The organism is Sphingosinithalassobacter tenebrarum, from assembly GCF_011057975.1.
In the GTDB taxonomy this organism is placed as follows: Bacteria; Pseudomonadota; Alphaproteobacteria; order Sphingomonadales; family Sphingomonadaceae; genus Sphingomonas; species Sphingomonas tenebrarum.
In genome coordinates, this window is the sequence record NZ_CP049109.1 from 2692689 (window position 1) to 2714930 (window position 22242).

General features: G+C 65.2%; 25 protein-coding genes and 1 other RNA gene. 12 read left to right on the top strand and 14 right to left on the bottom strand.

Features of this window, described 5'->3' with window-relative positions; translation table 11 throughout:
- Positions 1 to 27: 27 nt before the first annotated feature.
- The gene (locus tag G5C33_RS13340) at positions 28 to 951 is read left to right on the top strand and encodes a hypothetical protein (protein ID WP_165327667.1); all 924 of its coding nucleotides are present in this window, start codon (positions 28 to 30) and stop codon (positions 949 to 951) included.
- A gap of 22 nt (positions 952 to 973) precedes the next feature.
- On the opposite strand, the gene G5C33_RS13345 is transcribed toward G5C33_RS13340, so the two are convergent.
- Positions 974 to 1384 (bottom strand): Mov34/MPN/PAD-1 family protein, encoded by a 411-nt coding sequence (locus G5C33_RS13345; RefSeq protein WP_165327668.1) that lies wholly within the window; start codon positions 1382 to 1384, stop codon positions 974 to 976.
- Between the two features lie 18 nt (positions 1385 to 1402).
- Between G5C33_RS13345 and G5C33_RS13350 the strand changes: the two genes are divergently transcribed.
- The 3 genes from G5C33_RS13350 to mtgA all read left to right on the top strand — a co-directional run bounded on the left by G5C33_RS13350 (position 1403) and on the right by mtgA (position 4326).
- On the top strand, positions 1403 to 2350 hold the full coding sequence (locus G5C33_RS13350; RefSeq protein ID WP_165327669.1) for an RluA family pseudouridine synthase: 948 nt from the start codon (positions 1403 to 1405) through the stop codon (positions 2348 to 2350).
- A gap of 58 nt (positions 2351 to 2408) precedes the next feature.
- Positions 2409 to 3314, top strand: coding sequence for an RNA polymerase sigma factor RpoH (gene rpoH / locus G5C33_RS13355; protein WP_165327670.1), 906 nt, complete (start codon positions 2409 to 2411; stop codon positions 3312 to 3314).
- Between the two features lie 358 nt (positions 3315 to 3672).
- Positions 3673 to 4326, top strand: a complete 654-nt coding sequence (gene mtgA / locus G5C33_RS13360) for a monofunctional biosynthetic peptidoglycan transglycosylase (protein WP_228275068.1) — start codon at positions 3673 to 3675, stop codon at positions 4324 to 4326.
- 12 nt (positions 4327 to 4338) lie between these two features.
- On the opposite strand, the gene G5C33_RS13365 is transcribed toward mtgA, so the two are convergent.
- The 3 genes from G5C33_RS13365 to G5C33_RS13375 all read right to left on the bottom strand — a co-directional run bounded on the left by G5C33_RS13365 (position 4339) and on the right by G5C33_RS13375 (position 6659).
- The gene (locus G5C33_RS13365; RefSeq protein WP_165327672.1) at positions 4339 to 4578 is read right to left on the bottom strand and encodes a hypothetical protein; all 240 of its coding nucleotides are present in this window, start codon (positions 4576 to 4578) and stop codon (positions 4339 to 4341) included.
- Positions 4579 to 4673: 95 nt separating this feature from the next.
- Positions 4674 to 4997, bottom strand: a complete 324-nt coding sequence (locus tag G5C33_RS13370; RefSeq protein ID WP_165327673.1) for a YbaB/EbfC family nucleoid-associated protein — start codon at positions 4995 to 4997, stop codon at positions 4674 to 4676.
- Positions 4998 to 5000: 3 nt separating this feature from the next.
- A complete protein-coding gene (locus tag G5C33_RS13375) occupies positions 5001 to 6659 on the bottom strand; it encodes a DNA polymerase III subunit gamma/tau (RefSeq protein ID WP_165327674.1) in 1659 nt (552 codons plus the stop codon).
- Between the two features lie 459 nt (positions 6660 to 7118).
- On the opposite strand from G5C33_RS13375, the gene G5C33_RS13380 reads away from it, so the two are divergent.
- The 3 genes from G5C33_RS13380 to G5C33_RS13390 all read left to right on the top strand — a co-directional run bounded on the left by G5C33_RS13380 (position 7119) and on the right by G5C33_RS13390 (position 9467).
- A complete protein-coding gene (locus G5C33_RS13380; protein WP_165327675.1) occupies positions 7119 to 7877 on the top strand; it encodes a hypothetical protein in 759 nt (252 codons plus the stop codon).
- Positions 7878 to 8628: 751 nt separating this feature from the next.
- Entirely contained in the window at positions 8629 to 9096 is a 468-nt protein-coding gene (locus tag G5C33_RS13385) for an RNA polymerase sigma factor (RefSeq protein WP_165327676.1), read from the top strand.
- Positions 9093 to 9467 carry a DUF6768 family protein gene (locus G5C33_RS13390; protein ID WP_165327677.1) on the top strand — a complete coding sequence of 125 codons (375 nt, stop codon included), beginning with the start codon at positions 9093 to 9095 and terminating at the stop codon, positions 9465 to 9467. The genes G5C33_RS13385 and G5C33_RS13390 overlap by 4 nt, the downstream gene beginning before the upstream one ends.
- A 260-nt stretch (positions 9468 to 9727) precedes the next feature.
- On the opposite strand, the gene ffs is transcribed toward G5C33_RS13390, so the two are convergent.
- The 6 genes from ffs to G5C33_RS13420 all read right to left on the bottom strand — a co-directional run bounded on the left by ffs (position 9728) and on the right by G5C33_RS13420 (position 13943).
- An RNA gene (gene ffs / locus G5C33_RS13395) (signal recognition particle sRNA small type) lies at positions 9728 to 9825 on the bottom strand.
- A gap of 35 nt (positions 9826 to 9860) precedes the next feature.
- Entirely contained in the window at positions 9861 to 10733 is an 873-nt protein-coding gene (gene bla, locus G5C33_RS13400; protein ID WP_165327678.1) for a class A beta-lactamase, read from the bottom strand.
- Entirely contained in the window at positions 10730 to 11293 is a 564-nt protein-coding gene (locus G5C33_RS13405) for a hypothetical protein (RefSeq protein ID WP_165327679.1), read from the bottom strand. Before G5C33_RS13405 ends, bla begins: the two co-directional genes overlap by 4 nt.
- Positions 11294 to 11320: 27 nt before the next feature.
- Positions 11321 to 11656 (bottom strand): 2Fe-2S iron-sulfur cluster-binding protein, encoded by a 336-nt coding sequence (locus tag G5C33_RS13410; RefSeq protein WP_165327680.1) that lies wholly within the window; start codon positions 11654 to 11656, stop codon positions 11321 to 11323.
- Positions 11653 to 12873 carry a cysteine desulfurase family protein gene (locus G5C33_RS13415; RefSeq protein ID WP_165327681.1) on the bottom strand — a complete coding sequence of 407 codons (1221 nt, stop codon included), beginning with the start codon at positions 12871 to 12873 and terminating at the stop codon, positions 11653 to 11655. The genes G5C33_RS13410 and G5C33_RS13415 overlap by 4 nt, the downstream gene beginning before the upstream one ends.
- A complete protein-coding gene (locus G5C33_RS13420; protein ID WP_228275069.1) occupies positions 12870 to 13943 on the bottom strand; it encodes a cysteine desulfurase family protein in 1074 nt (357 codons plus the stop codon). The genes G5C33_RS13415 and G5C33_RS13420 overlap by 4 nt, the downstream gene beginning before the upstream one ends.
- A 93-nt stretch (positions 13944 to 14036) precedes the next feature.
- Between G5C33_RS13420 and G5C33_RS13425 the strand changes: the two genes are divergently transcribed.
- Positions 14037 to 14693: an alpha/beta hydrolase gene (locus G5C33_RS13425; protein WP_165327683.1), complete on the top strand. Its 657-nt coding sequence runs from the start codon at positions 14037 to 14039 to the stop codon at positions 14691 to 14693.
- Between the two features lie 177 nt (positions 14694 to 14870).
- On the opposite strand, the gene G5C33_RS13430 is transcribed toward G5C33_RS13425, so the two are convergent.
- The 3 genes from G5C33_RS13430 to G5C33_RS13440 are packed head-to-tail and all read right to left on the bottom strand — an operon-like array spanning position 14871 to position 16991.
- Positions 14871 to 15755: an alpha/beta hydrolase gene (locus tag G5C33_RS13430; RefSeq protein ID WP_165327684.1), complete on the bottom strand. Its 885-nt coding sequence runs from the start codon at positions 15753 to 15755 to the stop codon at positions 14871 to 14873.
- 40 nt (positions 15756 to 15795) lie between these two features.
- A complete protein-coding gene (locus G5C33_RS13435; RefSeq protein ID WP_165325330.1) occupies positions 15796 to 15981 on the bottom strand; it encodes a hypothetical protein in 186 nt (61 codons plus the stop codon).
- Complete coding sequence (locus G5C33_RS13440) at positions 15978 to 16991, bottom strand: threonine ammonia-lyase (RefSeq protein ID WP_165327685.1); 1014 nt, start codon at positions 16989 to 16991, stop codon at positions 15978 to 15980. The genes G5C33_RS13435 and G5C33_RS13440 overlap by 4 nt, the downstream gene beginning before the upstream one ends.
- A gap of 153 nt (positions 16992 to 17144) precedes the next feature.
- Between G5C33_RS13440 and G5C33_RS13445 the strand changes: the two genes are divergently transcribed.
- The 4 genes from G5C33_RS13445 to G5C33_RS13460 all read left to right on the top strand — a co-directional run bounded on the left by G5C33_RS13445 (position 17145) and on the right by G5C33_RS13460 (position 20184).
- Positions 17145 to 18332, top strand: a complete 1188-nt coding sequence (locus G5C33_RS13445; RefSeq protein WP_165327686.1) for a type III PLP-dependent enzyme domain-containing protein — start codon at positions 17145 to 17147, stop codon at positions 18330 to 18332.
- Positions 18333 to 18518: 186 nt separating this feature from the next.
- Positions 18519 to 19598: a 1,9-bis(guanidino)-5-aza-nonane synthase gene (locus tag G5C33_RS13450; protein ID WP_165327687.1), complete on the top strand. Its 1080-nt coding sequence runs from the start codon at positions 18519 to 18521 to the stop codon at positions 19596 to 19598.
- Between the two features lie 24 nt (positions 19599 to 19622).
- A complete protein-coding gene (locus tag G5C33_RS13455) occupies positions 19623 to 19802 on the top strand; it encodes a hypothetical protein (protein ID WP_165327688.1) in 180 nt (59 codons plus the stop codon).
- A 148-nt stretch (positions 19803 to 19950) separates the two neighbouring features.
- On the top strand, positions 19951 to 20184 hold the full coding sequence (locus G5C33_RS13460) for a PEP-CTERM sorting domain-containing protein (protein ID WP_165327689.1): 234 nt from the start codon (positions 19951 to 19953) through the stop codon (positions 20182 to 20184).
- 120 nt (positions 20185 to 20304) lie between these two features.
- Here G5C33_RS13460 and G5C33_RS13465 read toward each other — a convergent pair whose 3' ends face one another.
- Positions 20305 to 22197: an XrtA/PEP-CTERM system amidotransferase gene (locus G5C33_RS13465; protein WP_165327690.1), complete on the bottom strand. Its 1893-nt coding sequence runs from the start codon at positions 22195 to 22197 to the stop codon at positions 20305 to 20307.
- Positions 22198 to 22242 lie beyond the last annotated feature (45 nt).

A 22242-nucleotide genomic window follows, 5' to 3' on the forward strand; every position in this document is an offset into this window, starting at 1 on the left:
CGGCGCCCCAACAGGCGTCAGACTTAGATGGTGCAGCGTATCGCGCAAGTCGAATTCACCGCCAAATCACTGGACAGAAGAGAAATGGGGCTGCAGCTTGCGCACCATCATCGGAATCCGGGGGGATATATGGCAAGCAACTATGACGCACGCTCGGGGATACAGGTTGGGCGCGTGCTTTCACAGGGTTTCGGCGTCATCGTCGCCAATCCCGTGACAGTGCTTGGTATCGTGCTGCTGTTCGGCGCCATTCCGTCGACTCTGATCAACTGGTTCCAGCAAACCGAGATAACCGCCAATATCGCGAATTCCCCGACCAGCGAAGTGATGGCCGGAGCCTATGCCATCATGTTCGTGGGCTGGCTGGTCGCGATGGTGCTGCAGGCGCTGGTTCAAGGCGCGCTCGTACGGGTAACCATTGCCCATTCCGAGGGCGAGAAGGCCAGTTTCGGCGAAAGCGTGAGCGACGGACTGAGCGTCGCGCTGCCGCTGATCGGCCTCGCAATCCTGCTGGCGATCGGCGTCGGCCTGGGTCTGGTGTTGTTCATCATTCCCGGTATCATTCTCTATGTGATGTGGGCCGTCGCCGCGCCGGCGCTCGTCGCCGAACGCACCGGCGTGTTCGGCGCCTTTTCGCGCAGCGCGGAACTGACCAAAGGCGCACGCTGGAACGTGTTCGGCGTCTTCGCGATCCTGATGATCCTGACCTGGATCGTCAGCGCCGCCTTTGGAATAGCGGCGGGGCTCAGCGCGGCGTCGGGCGCGTTCTCCACCGTCGAAGGCACGGACCCTTTCCAGAGTCAGCTTTCGTTTGGCTGGATCGTCGGCACGGTTGTCCTTTCAGTGGTAAACCAGACGATCTGGTGCACCGTCCAGACGTCACTGTTCGTGGAGTTGCGCAACTGGAAGGACGGCCCGAGCGAACAGGCGCTGGGCGATATCTTCGCCTGAGAGATGCCGGCAGGATCGCGCCTCAGCCCTGCGTGACGGCGAGCGGCACCGGATCGAACCGCCCGTGCCGCTCGCCGTCCGGCACCGCGCGCCACAGCGATGCTTCGCCCCGGGCAGCAATGAGCCACAGCTTGCCGTCCGGCGAGGCCATCGCCGCATCCGTGACCGAAGGCGACGCATCGCCGTTCGGATGCGAATGCCAATAGCCCAGCAGCGTCGGTCCGCCGGCACGTTCGGCGCGGATCGCGGCAAACAAGGCGGCCGGATCGATCTCGAAATGCGTCTCGGGCGTGGCCGCGACATTTTCGGACGCCTGCCACCGCATGATCGCGCGCGCCTCGCCGAACAACAGGCCGCATGCTTCACACGGTGCCGCCGCGTTGCACGCAGCGTCAATTTCGGCGAGCAGCGATCTTGAAATTCGTACCGTCATACCCATCTATGACACATAATGGAGCGGGGGGCGGCAATAGTCGAGGCAGTGATTGCGGATGCGGCCGATGGCTGGCGCCTTGATCGCGCGCTTGCTGATGCGCTGCCCGATCTTTCGCGCGAACGCGTGAAGGCCCTGATTGCCAGCGGAAACGTGACCGGCCCGGATGGGCTCGCCCGCGATCCTTCGCGCAAGACCGCAGCCGGCGCGGCGTTTCGCGTCGCAGTTCCGCAGCCCGAACCGGCGTCGAACGAAGCGCAGGATATTGCGCTGGACGTCGTCTTCGAAGACGAACATCTGATCGTAGTCGACAAGCCCGCGGGGATGGTGGTTCACCCGGCCTGCGGCAACCCGGATGGAACGCTGGTCAACGCGCTGCTGCATCATTGCGCTGGCCAGCTTTCCGGGATCGGCGGCGTTGCCCGTCCGGGCATTGTCCACCGGATCGACAAGGACACGTCGGGCCTGCTCGTCGCCGCCAAGCATGACCGGGCGCACGAAGGGCTTGCGCGTCAATTCAAGGCACACAGCATCGAGCGGCGCTATCACGCGATTGTCGCGGGACTGCCCGGCCCGACCAGCGGCACGATCGACGCGCCGCTCGCGCGGTCCCCGGCCAATCGCAAGAAAGTGGCGGTCGTCAAGGGCGGCAAGCGCGCGGTGACGCACTACCGGATGCTGCGCGGCCTGCGCGAAGCGGCACTGGTCGAATGCCGGCTGGAAACCGGCCGCACCCACCAGGTGCGCGTCCATATGACGTCGATCGGGCATCCACTGTTGGGCGATCCGGTATATGGCCGGTCGCGCCCTACGCATCGTTCCGTATTGACGGAAACCGGCTTTGCCCGTCAGGCCTTGCACGCCGCACATCTGGGGTTCATTCACCCCGTGAATAGTAACGCTTTGGCGTTTGACAGCGAAATGCCTGCTGACATGCAGGAACTGTTCGATAAGCTTCTCGTATAAGAATATATGGCACGGCTGCTTCGCAACCGGCCCAGACCATCCGAAGGGAGAAACGATCATGGCTAGCGGAACCAACGTCCCTGCGACGATCCCCGCGCTTGGCGGCGAGGCAAGCCTCAACCGCTATCTGGCCGAGATCAAGAAATTTCCGATCTTGGCACCCGAGCAGGAATATATGCTCGCCAAGCGTTTTCAGGAACATGGCGACACCGATGCCGCTGCGCAACTGGTGACGAGCCACCTGCGCCTCGTGGCGAAGATCGCAATGGGCTATCGCGGATACGGCCTGCCGGTCAGCGAGCTGATCAGCGAAGGCAATATCGGCCTGATGCAGGGCGTGAAGAAATTCGAGCCCGATCGCGGCTTCCGACTCGCGACCTATGCGATGTGGTGGATCCGCGCCTCGATCCAGGAATTCATCCTGCGCTCGTGGAGCCTCGTCAAAATGGGCACCACCGCCGCGCAGAAGAAGCTGTTCTTCAACCTGCGCCGGATGAAGGCGAAGCTCGACGCGTTCGAGGACGGCGACCTGCGCCCCGAGGACGTCGAGAAGATCGCCACAGATCTGGGCGTCACGACCGACGAAGTCATCTCCATGAACCGTCGCATGGCGATGGGCGGCGATACGTCGCTCAACGTCCCGATGCGCGAGGACAGCGAGAGCCAGTGGATGGACTGGCTTCAGGACGAGGAACCGCTTCAGGACGAGCGCGTCGCCGAAACGCAGGAAGCCGATGTCCGCCACGACATGCTGGTCGAGGCGATGGACGATCTCAACGATCGCGAGAAGCACATTCTCACCGAGCGGCGCCTGACCGACGATCCCAAGACGCTCGAGGAACTGAGCCAGGTCTATGGCGTCAGCCGCGAGCGCGTCCGCCAGATCGAGGTTCGCGCGTTCGAGAAGCTGCAAAAGGCAATGATGCGGCTTGCGGGCGAGAAACGCCTGCTCGCCACCAACTGATCAACGCGCTGGCCGCAACAGGTACGTGATGGCGGTTGGAGACGAAGAGGACGGCGACCGATCGTCTCCCCCGCCTGAAGCCGCTGACGGAGCGGACGCTTCGGAATCACTCGGCAACAGGCCGGTGCAGTTAACGCAGCCGGGAGACTGGCCTTCGCTCTGGGCGCCTCAGCAGGAAAACGAGGGCAGTTCACGCCCGACAGATGATTTCCTGCCGCGCACCGGTGTTTCAGGCGTACCACTGCGTCGACCGCCGCCGCCACCATTCAAACCTACGGGAACCGGCAGCGCCAGCACCGTTCCCGCCATCCGGGGCCTGCGGCGTCGCAAGTCGCTTTTCCGCAGGGCAGTGGAGTGGATGGGGCTGCTGATCATCGGGTTTGCGGCGCTTTCGGTCGCAATGGTGGGCCTGTACCGCTTCTTTCCCCCGCCGGTGACGCTGACGATGATCGGCGACATGGTCGGCGGTCATGGAGCGCAGCGAAGCTGGCGGCCCTTGTCGCGGATCGATCCGAATATGGTGCGCGCCGTGATCGGAGCGGAGGATTCCAACTTCTGCTCCCATGACGGATTCGACTGGGAGGCGATCCGAACCGCCTGGCGCGAGAACCAGCAGGGCGGTCGCGTGCGCGGCGGATCGACGATCAGCCAGCAGACCGCCAAGAACGTCTTTCTCTGGCAGGGCGGCGGCTATGCCCGCAAGGGGCTCGAGGCCTGGTTCACCTTCCTGATCGAGCATCTATGGGGCAAGCGCCGGATCATGGAAGTCTATCTCAACGTCGCTGAAACCGGCATCGGCACCTATGGCGTCGAGGCCGGAGCGCGGCGCTATTTCAAGCACGGCGCCGACAAACTCAGCACCCGAGAAGCCGCACAGATCGCCGCAGTCCTGCCGCAGCCCAAAAAGCGTTCAGGCACCAACCCGCAAGGCTTTACCCGCCGCTATGCCGACAGCATCGCCGGACGGATCGGCACGGTGCGGGCGCAGGGGCTGGACGCCTGCACCCGCTGACCACTGCGGCCGTCAGTCGGTCGAGCCTTCCACTGCGTCACCCACCGAATCGGCGGCATCGCCGACGCTCTGCGCGGCACTCTGGATCGCCTGTGTTTCGACGCGTTCATTCTGGCTCTGGTTGATCAGATAGAAAGCGCCGACGATCGCGAGGATCAGGATCGCCAGACCGATAAGGATGCCCGCTCCGCTGCCGCGACGTTCGACCACCGTCGTGTGCGGGGCTTCCGTAGTGGTGGTCTCGGTCGCCATGATTCAACTCCCATACGCTTACGATACTGGCGGTTAGAACGCGGCGTCACCATGCCGGTTCCCGCACGGCACCCCGCGCTCCGCCCGTTCGCACGTCAGAAGGGCAGCTTCATCCCCGGCGGCAACGGCAGCCCGTTGGTCATCTTTGCCATCTGCTCCTGCGAGGCGGCATCGGCCTTTGCCCGCGCGTCGTTGAGCGCGGCGGCGATCAGATCCTCCAGCATCGGCTTTTCCGAAACCTGCATCAGCGAATCGTCGATATCGACGCCCAGGATGCGTCCCTTGGCCGATGCGCGCACCTTCACCATGCCGCCGCCCGACGCGCCTTCGACTTCGATCGTCTCAAGGCTTTCCTGCGCCTTCTGCAGCTCGGCCTGGACGTTCTGCGCCATTGCCATGATGTCTTCGAGATTCTTCATATCCTAGTTGCTCCTGCTGCGTTTCCAGCCGACAAGCTCGGCATCGGGAAACGCGTCCATCGCCGCCGCGACCAGCGGCGACGCCATCACCGCGGCCTTTTCCGCCGCGGCTTCCGATTCCCCCTGTTCGCGCAGCGTGGGCTGTCCCTCGCCCTCCACTGCCCTGACCTGCCAGTTGACGCCCGTGATTTCGCGCAGCGCGGCGCCCAGCTCGCGCAGGAAATCATAGGGCAAGGCCCGCGCCGCCGCGAATTCGATTTTCGGCGCGTCATACTCTCTCAGCCGGACGATCGACCGCACTTCCTCGGCCAGCGCGAAGCGATTGCGATCCTGCAGCATCTGCACCATCGCCGGCAAGTCGGCAGGCAGAGCGGGCGGTTCCGGCTCCGCTTGCGCAACCGGCGCGGATGGCACCGCCGGGGCCGGAGCCTGTACGGGCGCCGCCGCCGCGGGCATTTCGCCCGAGGCCAGCCGCCGCGCCAGATCGCCCGGATCGGGAAGCTGCGAGGCATGGATCACCCGCAGCAGCGCCATTTCGCAGCTTTCGATCGGCATCGCGGCGCGCGCGACTTCGTCATGCCCCTTGAGCAGCAATTGCCACAAGCGATGCAGCGCGGGGAAGGAAAGCGCCGCCGCCCATTCCTCCAGGTCGCGCACTTCCTCGCCCGACTGGCCGGGCTGCGGCGCGGTGCCCAGCTTGGTCAGCGTCACGGCATGGACGGTTTCGAGCAATGTCTTGAGCACCGCCTGCGGATCGACGCCGAGATCATATTGCGCGCGCAGCGCCTTGAGCGCCCCCTGCCCCTCGCCCTTGAGCAGCAGCCCGAACAGCTCGCGGATCGCGCCGCGATCGGACAGGCCGAGCATCGCGCGGACCATGTCGGCGCGCACGCCGCCGCCTTCGATATCGGCATGGGCGATCGCCTGATCGAGGATCGAGAGCCCGTCGCGCGCCGAACCCTCCGCCGCGCGGGCGACCAGCGCCAGCGCCTCGGGCTCGGCAGTGACGCCCTCCGCCTCCACGACATGCGCGAAGTGCTCCGCGAGCAAGTCGGCCGGAATCCGCCGCAAATCGAAGCGCTGGCAGCGCGAGAGCACCGTCACCGGCACCTTGTGCACCTCGGTGGTGGCGAACAGGAATTTCACATGGCTCGGCGGCTCTTCGAGCGTCTTGAGCAGCCCGTTGAACGCCGCCTTGGACAGCATATGGACTTCGTCGATGATGTAGATCTTGTAGCGCGCCGAAACCGCGGCATAGCGCGACGCCTCGATGATCTCGCGAACGTCGTCGATGCCGGTATGGCTGGCGGCGTCCATTTCGATGACGTCGATATGCCGCCCTTCGGAAATCGCGCGGCACGGCTCGCACACCCCGCACGGATCGATCGTCGGCCCGCCCTGCCCGTCCGGCCCGATGCAGTTCAGCGCCTTGGCGATCAGCCGCGCGGTCGATGTCTTGCCGACCCCGCGCACGCCGGTGAGCAGAAAGGCATGCGCCAGCCGGTCGCGCTTGATCGCATTGCCCAGCGTGGTGACCATCGCATCCTGCCCGATCAGCTCGGAAAAGGTCTTGGGCCGGTATTTGCGCGCGAGCACGCGATAGGCCTCGGCCTTGGCCGGCTGCGGCGGCTCGCCGAGATCGAGGGGGGATTCGTCGGTCATCAGAGGGGCAATCTAGTGCCGATGCGGCCGAAAGCCAAAAGCCCAGTTTTGCGTGCAAAGTTCGCAGTGAGTCGCGACGTAACACGCGTGCGCGCGCTCCCGCGCGTGCGAGCGCGCACGTACGCGCGCGAGGAACGGCGGCGCCGGGGGCGGTGGTTCGGAGCGATCTGCATGGGGCGCCGGTAGCATGGGGCGGGGGTTGTAGGACAGGGGTAAGAGGGGCGGCATCATTGCGCCCCAAACATAGCCGTTTGACCTACTCGCTAAGGCGCCCGTTAGCTGCCGTTCGATTAGGGTCACCGCTCCCCGGAGCTACCGCGTCGCAAAAGGATAGCGAAATGCGGCGCTTCTTTCCCGGCCTCAACTAGGAATGTCTTCACGAGACGCACGGCGCTGGTTGGCTTGAGCAGGATCGCGATTCGTGGGAACTTTTGCGAGTTGTAGAAGAAGGGGCTAAGAGTGTTTCCACCGCCGCTAAGCGACTCAGATCGTAAGCGCCTCATTGCGTTGACGCGCATTGCCGTGACAAACTTCAATTCTGGGGATTGGCAGATACTCGGCGCCGAGACAGGCGCGATGGACGTTGTGACTGGCCACGACCGGCTCTTACGTAGCCTTAGCTTTGGCGATCCCGACTATAGCGGCAACGCGCACGCGGTGATGTTCCAGATAGTCGGGCGCGATCCAGCCAACCTCCAGCGGATCGAAGATGTGATCATCGGCATGTATGGGGAACCTGAAGTGGCAGGCGAAAATGTCTCCACCGCACCTAGTAAATCGCGGGCAATCACTTTCAAGCCAAGCGTCTTCGACGTTCCAGAGGGTGGAGTGGAGACTGATCTGGTGGCCGTAATGATGCCGTTCTCCGCAGATTTCGAGGGTGTCTATGAAGCGATCAGTGCCGCGGGAACCAAATCAGGTTTTCGCACTTTGCGGGCGAAGGATATCTGGCTTCACTCTGCTGTGATTCAAGACGTATTTAGCCTGATATTCCGGGCGCACATCGTCGTTTGCGATTTCACGGGAAAGAACCCAAACGTGTTTTACGAGGCGGGCATCGCTCACACGCTCGGCAAGCACGTGGTCCCGATCACTCAAACGCAAGCCGACATACCGTTCGATTTGCAGCATCACCGTTATCTGCAGTATTTAAACAACGGCGAGGGAAAGGCTAGTCTCTGCAACACGCTGGCAACTCGCTTTAGTTCACTGCGGTGATCGTCGGCACCGTTGCTTTTCTAGGCACCCTAGGCGAGACCGGTGAGCGCCTCTAGAAAGGCGAGCGAAGGCGATCGGAATGAGTGACCCTGCCCCCCAAGGCGAACCATATGCCGGACCGATGAAATCCGTCGATTTCGGCTTCGGGGTAGAGCGCCGAGAAATGCCCTGCGGGCAGCCACAGCGATAGCAGGAACTGTGTGATCATGATCGCGCCGGCGAGCCGCGTGATGGTCGTTCTCTCTCGAAACGTCATTGGCTCTTGATCCCTCAGGCAAGCACTCGGAAGCAGCGCGCTTCTGCAACGTCGCGGAGCCTTGACCAAGTGGATACCGGATCAAGAATCGGTCGAGATTTCGTGCATGGCAACGGCCATCGAGACGCGGTTACCGCGCAGGTCGTGAAGTTGCTGCGCCCGATCCCCGCATTCATCGTCCCTGCGCAGGCAGCGGCCCATGACTGTTCCTTGTGGCAATTCGCCTGACACAGACGGGGGGCATCCGGGGCAACCTTACCCCGGACTGTACAGCGATAGGCCCCTGCCTGCGCAGGGGCGACGGTTGTGGATTTTGCGGGAGGTGCATTGCCGCCGACTGTTCGGGCTGGTCTCCGCAGTCGATTGCCCCTCCACCGCCTTCGGCGGTCCCCCTCCCCGAGACAAGCTCGGGGAGGAATTGTGATCGCGATACCTCCCCCCATTGAACCTTTCGCCCCTCCCGCCAGACTGACCCTTTCGAGGAGGCATTGGCAGGTGGATGATAGCGGCCGGGTCTATGACGAATTGCTGGTTCTGCATGTCCGACCGGGCGACCGGGCGGCGCTGGCGATCGACGTGGTGCAGGATAGCTGGATCGGGATCATCCGCGGGATTTCGCGGCTGAACGATCCGGCGAAATTTCCGGCATGGGCGTTCGGCATATTGCGGCGGCGGGCGGCTTCGGCGGTCATGGCGACCGCGGGGCGCCGGGCGCGGCAGGGCGAAGGCGATATCGAAGCCGCGCCCGATGGCGGCGGCGAACCGGGCGAGGCGCTGGCGATCGCGCAGGCATTCGCGCGGCTCAACACCGATCAGCGGGTGGCGGCGAGCCTGTTCTTCGTCGAGCGGCTGACGCTCGAGGAAATCGCGCTCGCCACCGATGCGCCGGTCGGCACCGTCAAATCGCGCATCTTCCACGCGCGCAAGATCCTCAAAAACGCACTTTCAGGAGACATGACATGACCGATTTCGACAAGAGCCTGGGCGCCGCGCTGGATGCCGACGACCGGGCGTTTCTCGCCAGCCTCGACGCGCGGCGCGGGCTGTTCGCGCAGATGGGCGATACGATGGCCGGGCCGCTGGGCGGCTGGGCGAAGCTGATGCTGGGGGTGAGCGTGGCGCTGGGCTTTGCGCTGGTGCTGACCGTGTATCAGGCGGTGACTGCCGTGGAACTGCGCGAGACGGTGTTGTGGAGCGCGGCGTCGCTGGCGATCCTGGTGATGCAGGGATTTGCCAAGGAGTGGTTTTTCGGGCGGATCAACCTGCTCGCGGTGCTGCGCGAAGTGAAACGCGTCGAGCTGCGGCTGGCGCGGATGGAGGATGCGCGGGGGTGACGACGGCGATGGGGTTCGGGCAGTGGCTTGCCGCCCGGACGCCGTCTTATGTCCCGCCGTCGTCCCTGCGCAGGCAGGGGCCTATGTCTGTGCCGTCCCGCTCTACCGCATGACACAGGCGCGGCGCGTATGTGGCCCGCGCACCGCCGGAATGTTCAGCGATAGGCCCCTGCCTGCGCAGGGGCGACGGAAGGATTTGGGGGGTCGCGTTGGCGTAGGGCACACGCTGCGACGCTTTCGCGCGGTACCTGCCGATATATGAGGGTGGGAGCCGGAACGACCCGTAGCGAAATCGTTACGGCTGCTTCCTTCCAGATCTGACCGGGTTGGCGACGACCACGTCCGCCCGACTCCCGGGCGTGCAGATAGTCGTGACAGCAGCGCTTTGCAACGTCAGGAAAATTCCCGGAGGATGCGACGTGCCACTTCGGCATGGCCGGCATCGCGCTCGGCCGCCGTCACCCGCGCACAATCGATGAAGCAGGCGATGAGGAAAGGCGGGCGTTCGGGCGGCCAGACGATCGCAACATCGTTCGCCGCGCCATTGGCGCTGGTGCCGGTCTTGTCGCCGATCCGCCATGCGTCCGGCAGTCCGGCGCGCAGGCGATTGTCGCCGGTTTCGCATGCCACGGCCCATTGGGCGAGGCCGGCGCGCGAGGCGGGCGCCAGCACATTGCCCAGCACCAGCTTGTTGACGGTATCGAGCATCGCACCGGGCGTCGTCGTGTCACGCGGATCGCCGGGCAAGTTGCTGTTCAGCGCCGGCTCGATCCGGTCGAGCCGCGTGGTGGTGTCGCCGATGCTGCGCAGCCACTGCGTGAACGCCCCCGGCCCGCCGATCCGGCGCAGAAGCAGATTGGCGGCGACATTGTCGCTCAGCGTGACGGCGGCCTCGCACAGCTCCGCGATCGTCATCGCACCGCGATCAAGAAACCGCTCCGTGACCGGCGCATAGGGCACCATATCGTCGGGACCAAAGCCGATTTCCTCGTCGAGTTGCAGCACGCCCGCATCGTTTCGCGCAAGGATCATGCCCGCCAGTGGCAACTTGAAGGTAGAGCACATCGCGTAGCGGCTGATCGAATCGAAATCGATGCGGCGGCCGCTGCCGGTATCGAGCGCCGCAATGCCGATCCCGCCCCCGAATTTGCGCGCGAGATCGTCGAACAGGCCGTCGCCGGTGATGGCGAGGTCTTCGCGCGCCGGACCGCAGCCGACCGCGAGGGCCGCCGCCGAACCGGCGATCAGCGCACGGCGGCCGATCATGCGATTTCCGCCAGCCGCGCAGCGAGATCGGCGCCGTCGCCGCGGCGGCGCGTATCGGGAGATGCAGTGCGTTCGCGGCCGACTTCGGTCTGGAGCAAGGTGACGAAGCGTCTGGTGACCTGCGTGATCACCACCCGCATCTTCTCGCGATCGGTGGCGGAAGCGGTCGGCCAGGCGCAGGCGATCTGATGCGCGAGGACGAGCTGGTCGAGAATTTCGGGACGCTTGCCGCGATAGGCGCGCTCGGTGTCGCGCTGGCCGATTGCGCGGGTGTTGCGGAAGAAGAGGCGGCCGCGCTCGATCAGGATCGAGGTGTCGAGCATCGCCTGCGAAAGCCGCGCGCGTTCCTCGGCGGCGGTGAGGCGCATGCGGCTGCTCGCGACGATCTGGCGCACGGTCTGGATCGCGGCGATCGCTTCGTTCGCCCAGTCGAGCACGTCGTCGCGGCGCAGCTCGGTACGGCGCCAGTTGATCCACGCCGCCAGCGCGACGAAGATCGCGACGAGCGCTGAAATGACCGCGCCGATCCCCTCGAGATGATCGAATATCCAGTCCTGCACGGCCCCCCCCCCCCCCGGAAAGCCCGACTAGCGCCCCTGCATGTCGCGATGTTCGGGCGGGATGCGCACGGTCAAGCAATCCAATGTGTCGCCGAGATGAATCTGGCAGGCAAGCCGGCTCGTGCGCGTCGCGCCGACGGCGAGGTCGAGCATGTCCTCCTCTTCCTCGCTGGCTTCGGGAAGCTTCTCGAAATCGCCTGCGTCGACAATGACATGGCAGGTGGAACAGGCCATCTGGCCCTCGCACGTCCCTTCGAGCGGCTGGCCGGCTTCCTGTGCCACTTCGAGAAGCCGCGTGCCGTCTGGCGCGTCGACCAGCTGCTCCGACTCGCCGTCGGCCGATAGGAAGCGGACTTTCGTCATGACGGGAATTGCGCGCGGGCGGTGGCGTCGATGCGGTCGAGGGCGGTCATCAGTTCCTCTTGAGTCGTGTAGCGGCCGAAACCGAGGCGAATGCTCGATCGCGCCTGCGCCTCGGTAAGCCCGATCGCGCGCAGCACATGGCTGGCGCGGCCCGAGCCACTGGCACAGGCGGAGCCGGCGGAAAAGGCTATATCGCGCAACTCCGACATCAGGCGGGCGACGTCGAGGCCATCGCGGCGGATGTTGAGATTGCCGGGGTAGCGGTGATCGGGGGAGCCGTTGAGTTGCCATCCTCCCCTCCCTTCCAGGGAGGGGCTGGGGGTGGGTTCGCGGCCCGTGGGGACGCGTTCCTCGGCCGGCGTCGAAGCCGAACCTTGCGGTTCGGCACCCACCCCCGACCCCTCCCTTGCAGGGAGGGGAGGTATGTTGAGCCGTTCGAGCGCGGCGTTGCGCAGCGCGGAGACGTGCTCCCAATCGGCATCCCCCTGCTCCGCCATCAGCTTCGCCGCGGCGCCGAAGCCCGCACAGAGCGCGGGGCTGAGCGTGCCCGAGCGACCGGCGACTTCCTGCCCGCCGCCGTGGAGCAGCGGCGCGAGGGTGACGCCGTCGCGGATCCAGAGCGCGCCGATGCCCTTGGGACCGTGGATCTTGTGTGCGGAGATGGCGATCAGGTCCGGGCCTTCGGGGATGGCGATGCGGCCATAGCCCTGCACCGCGTCGCACAGCATCAGTGCGCCCGCGCCGTGCGCCAGTTCGGCGAGCTCGCTGACAGGCTGGATCGTGCCGATCTCGTTGTTGACCAGCATGCAGGCGACAAGCGCGGTGCCGGGGATGATGGCCTCGGCCGCCGCGTCATAATCGACGACCCCGTCCGCATCGACGGGGAGGACAACAACCTCCCGGCCCCGTTCGCGCAGCGCCGCGACCGTATCGAGCACGGCGGCATGTTCGGTCGCCTGCGTCACGATCCGGCCGGGGCCGACGCCCTTGAGCGCCCAGTTGAGCGCTTCGGTCGCGCCCGAGGTGAAGCTGACATCGCCATCGTCGGGGAGCAAGGCCGCCACCTGGTCGCGCGCCACCGCCACCGCTGCGCGGGCGGCTCTCCCGGGGGCATGCGCGCTGTGCGGATTGGCGTGCTGCGACTGGAGCCAGGGGAGCATCGCCTGCAATGCCTCGGGCGCCAGCGGCGTCGTCGCCTGATAGTCGAGATAGATCATATCGCGAGCCGCGCCGCCGCCTGCCGCGCCACCTTCGCCCACATCGCGGCGAAGGCATCGATATCGGCCTCGCTCGTGCCGCGTCCGAAACTGACGCGAACGACTTCGGGGGCGATATCGGCAAGGCCCATCGCGCCAAGGACATGACTGGGCTTCAAACTGCCCGAGGAACAGGCGCTGCCCGCCGATACGGCAAAGCCGGCGCCGTCAAAGCGTATCAGTTGCGCCGCGCTAGATACGCCCGGCATGCGATAGGCCCCGATGGCAGGGCTGCGACACGCATCGGGGGCGATGATTTCGCCGCCCGCGTCGAGGATCGCGGCGTCCAGGCGATCGCGCAGCAGCTGATAGGCATCGAGCGGTTCGGCCACCTCCAGCGCGGCGGCATAGCCGAGCGTGCCGGGCAGATTCTCCGTCCCGGGGCGATAGCCGCGCTCCTGCCCTCCGGTGGGGGACAATAGCCCGAGGTCGCGGACCAGCAGCGCGCCGATGCCAGGCGGTCCGCCGCGCTTGTGCGCCGAGACCGCGACCAGATCGGCATGTTCGGTGACCTGCGGGTCCGCGCCCGCGGGCATCTGCGCGGCATCGACCAGCAACAGGCATCCGGCATCGTGCACGATCCGCGAGATATCGGAGATCGGCTGGCGCACGCCGGTCTCGCTGTTCGCCCATTGCACGCAAAGCAGCGCCTTTTCGTCCTTCGACAGCAGGCTTTCGAGCGCTGGTAGGTCGAGCCCGCCCTGCCCGTCCACCGGTACGACCGACGCACCTTCGGAAAGCCGCATCACCGCGTCATGCTCGACCGCCGAGACGAACCGTCCGGGAACCATCGCCCGGCGCATCGCCAGCGCCAGCGATTCGCTTGCCCCGCTTGTGAGGATCAGTTCGCGATCCCAGCCATAGGCGGCCGCGATCCGCGCGCGCGCATCCTCCAGCGCCGAGCGCGCGGCGCGCCCTTCCGCATGCGGCGAACTGGGATTTGCCCACATCGCCATACCCTGCGAAATCGCCGTCACCGTCGGCGCAAGCATCGGGGTAGTCGCGGCGTGATCGAGATAGATGCGGGACAAGTGCTGTTCCAATTGCGTGATGGGCTCGGGGCCCTATATAGCGACCAACTTCCCGCGCTCCACCGGCGCGGGACCAAAACCACCGTAGGTGCCATGCCCGAAGTCATTTTCCCCGGACCGGAAGGCCGTCTCGAAGGCCGTTTCTCGCCCGCTCCCAAGCCCCGCGCGCCCGTCGCGATGATCCTGCATCCCCACCCGCAATCGGGCGGGACGATGAACAACCGCATCGTTCAGGAAGTCTACAAGACCTTCCAGAAGCGCGGTTTCGCCACGCTGCGTTTCAATTTCCGCGGCGTCGGAAAGAGCCAGGGGACGTTCGACAACGGCATCGGCGAGCTTTCCGATGCGGCGTCGGCGCTCGACTGGGTGCAAAGCTTCCACCCCGAGGCTTCGACCACCTGGGTCGCGGGATTCAGCTTCGGCGCGTGGATCGGCATGCAGCTGTTGATGCGCCGCCCGGAGATTCGCGGCTTCATTTCGATCGCGCCGCCGGCGAACATGTACGACTTCACCTTTCTTGCCCCCTGCCCCAGCTCGGGCATCATCATCCAGGGCGAGAATGACGAAGTGGCGACGCCCGCCGCGACGCAGAAGCTGGTCGACAAGCTGCGTACGCAAAAGCACATCACCATTCATCACGACACCATTCCCGGTGCCAACCATTTCTTCCAGGATGAAATGGATCTGCTGATGAAGAGCGTCGACAATTATCTCGACATGCGGCTGGATCCGAATTCGCCGATCCGGTGAAGGGTTAACCTCAAGCGAGCGTCGCATTCCCCGTCGCTTCTGCGCAGGCAGGGGCCTATTTCGCTGGCTTCCTGAAAAATGTTCGACACAAGCGCGTCGTGCATGTGTCGGGCGAGTTTGTGCGAACGACAGAGACATGGGGCCCTGCCTGCGCAGGGGCGACGCGCGATCGCGGGATCAGAACAACCCCGCGATCCAACCGTCGACGATCGCCGTCCCGGCATAGCCGGGATCCCCCATATCCTGATTGATTCGGCGATGCCCGCGAAAGCCGCGTCCGGGCAGGGCGTGGAGCGCGGCCGCCGTCCCGGCGCCGTGCAGGGCCTGCGCCAGCGCTTGCGACTGGCGCCTGCCGTCGTCGCGCTGGACATGGAGGATCAGGAACGCCGGCGCGTTGGGCGCAGCCGCCTGATGCAAGGGCGAAAGCGCGCGCTGGCGGGCGGGATTCTCGCCGAATGCCTGAACATAGGTGTCATGCATGAAGCGATTGCCCTCGGCGATCTGCGCGGAAACGTCATAGGCGGCGCCGTCGAGCAGGATCACGCCGTCGAGTGCGTCGAGCCCCAGCCCCGCGTCGCGCAGATAGCGCGGATCGGTTCCGACCAGCGCGGCGAGATGGGCGCCGGCGCTGTGCCCCATCAGGACGATCCGCGAGGCATCGAAACCGAGTTCAGGGGCATGCGTGATCAGATAACCGAGCGCATGGGCGACATCGGTGGCCTGCTGCTCGACCGTGGAGTCGGGCACGAGACGGTAGTTGATCGAGGCGAAGGCATAGCCGCGGTCGTGGAAATGCCGCACTTTGGTCTCACCGGTGGCGTTGCCCTTGTCGCCGCGCTTCCATCCGCCGCCGTGGACGAAGACGATCAGCGGAGCACCGGCGGCCGGCGCGGGGTAATAATCGAGGCGTTGGAGCGAGTCGCCGCCATAGGCGATTTCGCGGGCGTCGGACTGGATCGCGGTTGCAGGAACGGCTTGCGTTATGCCCAGCGCGCGGGCGCATCCTCCCGCGAGCAACAATGCGAATGCGGCAGCGAGTGAGGCAATGAAGGTTCTGCGCATGTCATGCTCCCGTCTTCGGTGATCCGAGCGCTTGCGGGCCCTAGGCCGGCAGCGTCCAGAGCAGTACGTTGCCGAGGATAACCAGCGCGCAGATGATCATCAGCACGCCGCGTTGGCGATCCTTGCGGCCGGTAATCATCCAGATGCCGCCGGCGCCCAGCGCAAAGATCGCGACGATCGCGATCGCGACGGCCAACCAGGTGATCGGCGTCATCTGACCGATCACGAATATTCTCCCGCGGCGGCGGCATCCTCCGCGATGCCCGGCGCCTCATGCTCGCCCAGGACGCCGGCATAGGCGTCGGGATCGACATTGCCGCCCGACAACATCACCAGCATCCCGGGCTCGGCCGCGATCCTGCCTGCCAGCAACGCGGCCAGTGCCACCGCGCCGCCCGGTTCGACCACAACGCGCAACTGGAACGCCGCCCAGCGCTGCGCCGTGCGGATTTCCGCCTCGCTTACCGCGATGCCGGTGACGCCGCGTCGCGACAGGACATCGAAGGTGAGCGGCGAGACTTCGTTGGTCATCAGTGCATCGCATGCCGTTTCGGGCGGATTTTCACCGACCGGCTCGATCCAGCCTGCCTCGAGGCTGCACCGCATATCGTCCCAGCCTTCGGGTTCGACCACCGTGACTTCGGCATCGGACAAGGCGAGCGCGGTACCTGCGGCAAGCCCGCCACCGCCGCAGGGAAGAAGGATCCGCTTCGGTGTATCGAGCCCCATGCTGCTCATCTGCTGGGCAGCTTCGATCGCGGCGCTCCCCTGCCCTTCGATCACCCAGGGATCATCGAAGCTGGGCACCAGAGTCGCGTCGCGCGAATGCGCCAGATGCGCGGCGATCTTTTCGCGATTCTCGGTCCTGCGGTCATAGGCGACGATTTCCGCGCCAAGCGCCAGCGTGCCCTCGCGTTTCACGCGCGGCGCATCGGACGGCATGACGATGACGGCGGGTATGCCGAGTCGCCGCGCGGCCCAGGCGATCCCCAGCGCGTGATTGCCCGAGGAAAAGGCGACGACGCCCTTTTGCCGCCCCCGTTCATCCAGCGCGGTCAGTCGATGCCATGCCCCGCGCAGCTTGAACGCGCCGACCGGCTGGAGGCATTCGGCCTTGAAAGCGACCGTTACACCCCTGATACTGGCGGTAAGCAACGGCGATGGCGGCAATATCGCCGCGATCTTGGCAGCAGCGTCCCGAACACCGGCACGCGTTGGTTGTCTCACTATCGTCACGACTCATCCCCGCATGGAAACGCTTTCGCTCTATAGTCTTTACATCAAAAGCGGTGGACCCTATGTGGCCGATCCTTCGCTGCCCCAAGGGACTTCCAACCGCAAGGCAGCACTTGTGTTGAACGTTAATTGTACCCTTGGAGGTCCCTTGAATTGGCCAAGCATCATAGCGCGCTGGGGTTAGCAACCACCCTTCGTCCGGTTCAGCCGGTGACGCTCATTCGCCCGCATGCCGCGGCGCGTGCCGCCCGCTTCTTCGTCGAGAAGTTTCCGGGCCGCGCCATGTATGCCGTCAAAGCGAATCCCTCGCCGGATCTGCTGCAGGTCCTGTGGGATGCGGGCATCACGCATTACGATGTCGCTTCGCTGGGCGAAGTGCGCCTCGTTTCGCGCACGATCCCCGATGCCACCTTGTGCTTCATGCACCCGGTGAAGGCCGAGGAAGCCATCGCCGAGGCCTATTTCGATCATGGCTGCCGCACCTTCAGCCTCGATTCGATCGAGGAACTGCAGAAGATCATGCGCGCCACCCAGGGCGCGACCGATCTGACGCTGTGCGTCCGGCTGCGCGTCTCCTCCGATCATTCCAAGCTCAGCCTTGCCGCCAAATTCGGCGCTGCACCGGGTGAGACGAAGGAATTGCTGTTCGCGGCGCGGCAGGCGGCCGACGCGCTTGGCATCTGCTTCCATGTCGGCAGCCAGGCGATGAGCCCCGAAGCCTATTCGAACGCCATCGAGCGCGTGCGCGAGGCGATCGTCGAGGCGGCGGTGACGGTCGACGTGGTCGATGTCGGCGGCGGATTCCCCTCAGCCTATCCGGGGATGGAGCCGCCCGCGCTCGAACGCTATTTCGATACGATCCACCGCGCCTGGGAAAGCCTGCCGATCAGCTATTCGGCGGAACTCTGGGCCGAGCCGGGCCGTGCGCTGTGCGCCGAATACAGCTCGCTGATCGTGCGCGTGGAAAAGCGCCGCGGCGACGAGCTGTTCATCAACGACGGCGCCTATGGCGCGCTGTTCGATGCGGCGCATATCGGCTGGCGCTTTCCGGTCCGGCTGCTTCGCGAACCCGATTCGAACGCGCGGGACATGGAATTCAGCTTTTACGGCCCGACCTGCGACGACCTCGATCACATGACCGGCCCGTTCGAGCTGCCCGCCGATGTCCGTGCGGGCGACTATATCGAGATCGGCATGCTCGGCGCCTATGGTGCGGCGATGCGGACCGCGTTCAACGGCTTCGGATCGGACGAAACCGTGATCGTGACCGACGAGCCGATGGCGAGCCTCTATCTCGACGCAGCGGAACGCCGCGAAGCTTCGAACGTCGTTACGCTGTAACAATCGCGCTCAAATCCGTTCGGGCTGAGCCTGTCGAAGCCCTGTTCTTCTTCTTTTCCGACGCCGGGAGGAAGAAGAACGGCACTTCGACAAGCTCAGTGCAAACGGGTTAAGGGGCCATGCCCCTGCAAACGGGTTTCCGCGTCCCCATTGAACGACGGCGGCCGTGAAGAAATGGGAGATCCCATGACCGACACCCTCAACAAGACCGCCTCGGCCAATGCGCCGATCAACGACAACCGCAAGGCCGAGCTGCTTTCGAGCGTGGTCGAGCATATCGACATCACCAGCTTCGACGCGCGTCCGATCATCGATTCGATGAAGAAGATGAGCTTCACCAGCCGCGATCTGGCGAACGCGACCGGCATCTACAATCAGATGCTGAGCGACCCGGATTGCACCGTTTGCCTGGTGATCGCGGGTTCGACTTCGGCCGGCGGCTGCATGGACCTGTACGCCGAGCTGGTGCGCAACAACATGGTCGACTGCATCGTCGCCACCGGCGCCAGCATCGTCGACATGGACTTCTTCGAAGGGCTTGGCCACAAACACTATCAAGCGCTTGAAATCCCTGACGATGATACGCTGCGCTCGCTCTATATCGATCGCATCTACGACACCTATATCGACGAAGAGCAGCTTCAGGACTGCGACCACACGATCAACAAGATCGCGGAGTCGCTCGAGCCCAGGGCCTACAGCTCGCGCGCGTTCATCCGCGAGATGGGCAAATATCTCGTCGAGCACGGCAAGAAGGAAAACAGCCTCGTCAAGCTCGCCTATGAGCATGACGTGCCGATCTTCTGCCCGGCATTCGTCGACAGCTCGGCGGGCTTCGGCCTCGTCAAGCATCAGGTCGATGCCGCCAAGGAAGGCCGCCCCTATATGGTGCTCGACGCGATCGCCGATTTCCGCGAGCTGACCGAAATCAAGATCGAAGCCGGCACCACCGGCCTGCTGATGATCGGCGGCGGCGTGCCCAAGAACTTCATTCAGGACACGGTCGTCTGCGCCGAAATCCTGGGCCATGAAGACGTCGAAGTGCATAAATATGCAGTGCAGATCACCGTCGCCGATGTGCGCGACGGCGCCTGCTCCTCCTCGACGCTGCAGGAAGCGGCGAGCTGGGGCAAGGTGAATACCGGCATCGAGCAGATGGTCTTCGCCGAGGCTGGCTCGGTCATGCCACTGCTCGCCAGCGACGCCTATCATCGCGGCCACTGGAAGGACCGCGCCAAGCGCGCCTGGGCCAAGCTGTTCGACTGATCGGAAAGCGTCTAGGGGTTGGCGATGGCAGAGAAATTCGAGCGTCATCGCCAACCCTGGCGACAGGATGAAATCCAGAAGCTGCACACGCTGGCGGGCAAGGGAATGGCACTCAAGGCCATTGCCAAGGCACTGACGCGCAGCGAGGAGTCGGTGAAGGATCGCGCCCGCGCCGACGGGCTGAAGATCGCAAAGCTGCGCTGATCGCCCGCGAAATCGTCGATTAATTTTACAGTAACCGCATCCCCCGCAGGGCCGTTAACCATTGTCCCTGGGCTCTGCGGGGGATTTTCCCGATTCTGGCCCGATGCGTGCGTGGTGCATCCCGATGAATTCAAGCGGGAGGCAATAGATGCGTCACATCCTCAATCTCAGCGCCGCGGCCGTGCTCGCGACGATGGCTATGCCGGGCATCGCGCAGGCCAACGACACCCCGCCGCCGAGCAGCACGCCGGGTGGCGGCGGCCAGGGCGGGCATGGCGGCGGATCGCCGACGTCTGTGCCCGAACCGGGCACGCTGGGCCTGCTGGGCGGCGGCATCGTCGCCGTGGCGATCGCGCGCCGCGCGCGTCGCAAGAAGGGCTAAGCTCTCTCCCTTCCTCCGTTCGGGCTGAGCCTGTCGAAGCCCGTCTTTCCGCCGGCGCTCCGCCTGTGGAAACCCGCCCTTCGACAAGCTCAGGACCAACGGTGGTGGATGGGGTGCCCCCTAACCGAACAGCCGCGTCATGCTGCGTTCGAGCATCAGCAGCTGCCATAACGTGCGGCCGTGCTCGGCGCGGCCGGCGCGGTGGTCGGCGGCGATGCGTTCGATTGCCTTCAGATCGAACCAGCCGGTCTGCGCAAGGAACCGCGATTTGGGCAGCGCCGCCGCCTCTTCGGCAAGCGCCTTGCGGAACCAGGCGGAAACCGGCGTGACGAACCCCATTTTCGGCCGGTAGAGGATTTCCTTGGGCAGCCAGGGTTCGAGCGCCTTCTTCATCAGCCACTTGCCCTGCCCCGCGCGGATGCGCAGCGAAGGCGGCAGCGTCGCGGCGAACTGCACCAGCCGATAGTCGAGCAACGGCTCGCGCGCCTCAAGGCTGACGGCCATGCTCGTCCGGTCGATCTTGGTCAGGATGTCGCCGGGCAGCCAGTGGCGGAAATCGGCATATTGCGCGCGATCGAGCCCGTCGCGCGCGGGCGCCTGCCGCATCGTGTCGATATAGCGTTTCTCGGCAAAATGCCCGTCGAGCGCGCGGCGCGCGCCGTCAGTGTAAAGCGCGCCGCGCAATTCGGGGCGGGTGACGCCGACGGACTTGGGATAGGCGAATTCGCCGCCCTCGGCGAGTGCGAGCAACGTCGTCTTGGCGCGGAACGGGCGCGGCGCCCAGTCCGCCTTGGGATAGAGCCGCCCGAGCGTGCCGAAGATCGGCCCGCGCAGATTTTCGGGCACCAGGCCGCGCACCCGCTCCTCGGCCGCGTGGAAGCGATAGCGGCGGTATCCGGCGAAGCTCTCGTCGGCGCCGTCGCCAGACAGCGCCACCGTCACCGTTTCGCGCGCAAGCTGGCAGACACGATAGGTGGGCAGCGCCGAAGCATCGGCAAAGGGCTCGTCGAACGCGCCGACGAGTGTGTCGATGAGCGCGAAATCGTCGGCGGCGACGGTTCGGGTGTTGTGGCGCGTGGCGAAGCGTTCGGCGATCAGCTTCGCATGTGCGGTTTCGTCATAGCCTGCTTCGTCGAAGCCGATGGTGCAGGTCTTGACCGCCGCCTTGCTCGCTTCGGCCATCAGCGCCACCACCGCCGAACTGTCGACCCCGCCCGACAGGAAGGCGCCGAGCGGCACATCGGCGATCATCCGCGAACGCACCGCCTCGCGCATATGCTCGATCAGTTCGGCTTCGAGATCGGCGGGCTTGCCCTTGGCGCGGTGCGAGAAATCCAGATCGAACCATTTGCGCGGCTGCGGCACCGGCTTGCCGCGTTCGAGCAGCAGGAAATGTCCGGCCGGGAGCTTCTTGACGCCTGCGACGATGCAGGCATCGTCGGGGACATAGCCAAGGCCGAGATAATCCTCGACCGCGTGGAAATCGGCAGCGCGGCGGACGAGCGGATGCGCGAGCAGGCTCTTGAGCTCCGATCCGAAGGCGACGGCGCCGTCGGAAAGTTCGGCATAGTGGAGCGGTTTCACGCCGAACCGGTCGCGCGCAAGGAACAGGCTGCGTGCGGCGACATCGTAAACCGCGAAGGCGAACATGCCGTTCAGCCGCCGCAGCATGTCCGGCCCCCAGGCGCGCCAGCCGTGGAGCAGCACCTCGGTGTCGCTATGCGTTTCGAAGCTGGCGCCGAGCGCTTCGAGTTCGGCGCGGACTTCCATGAAGTTGTAGATTTCGCCGTTGAACACAGTGACGACGCCGCCATCGGGCGTCGCCATCGGCTGCGATCCGGTGGCGAGATCGATGATCGACAGGCGGCGATGGCCCAGGCCCACACCAGCCTGCGTCCACACGCCCGATCCGTCCGGCCCGCGATGCGCCTGCGCGTCGCTCATCGCGGCGATGCGGGCGGGATCGACCGGCTTGGGCGTCCGGGGATAATAGAGGCCGGCTATGCCGCACATGTGATCCGCGCCCCCTTCCCTGCCGCTGGCGATTTCCCGCAGCTA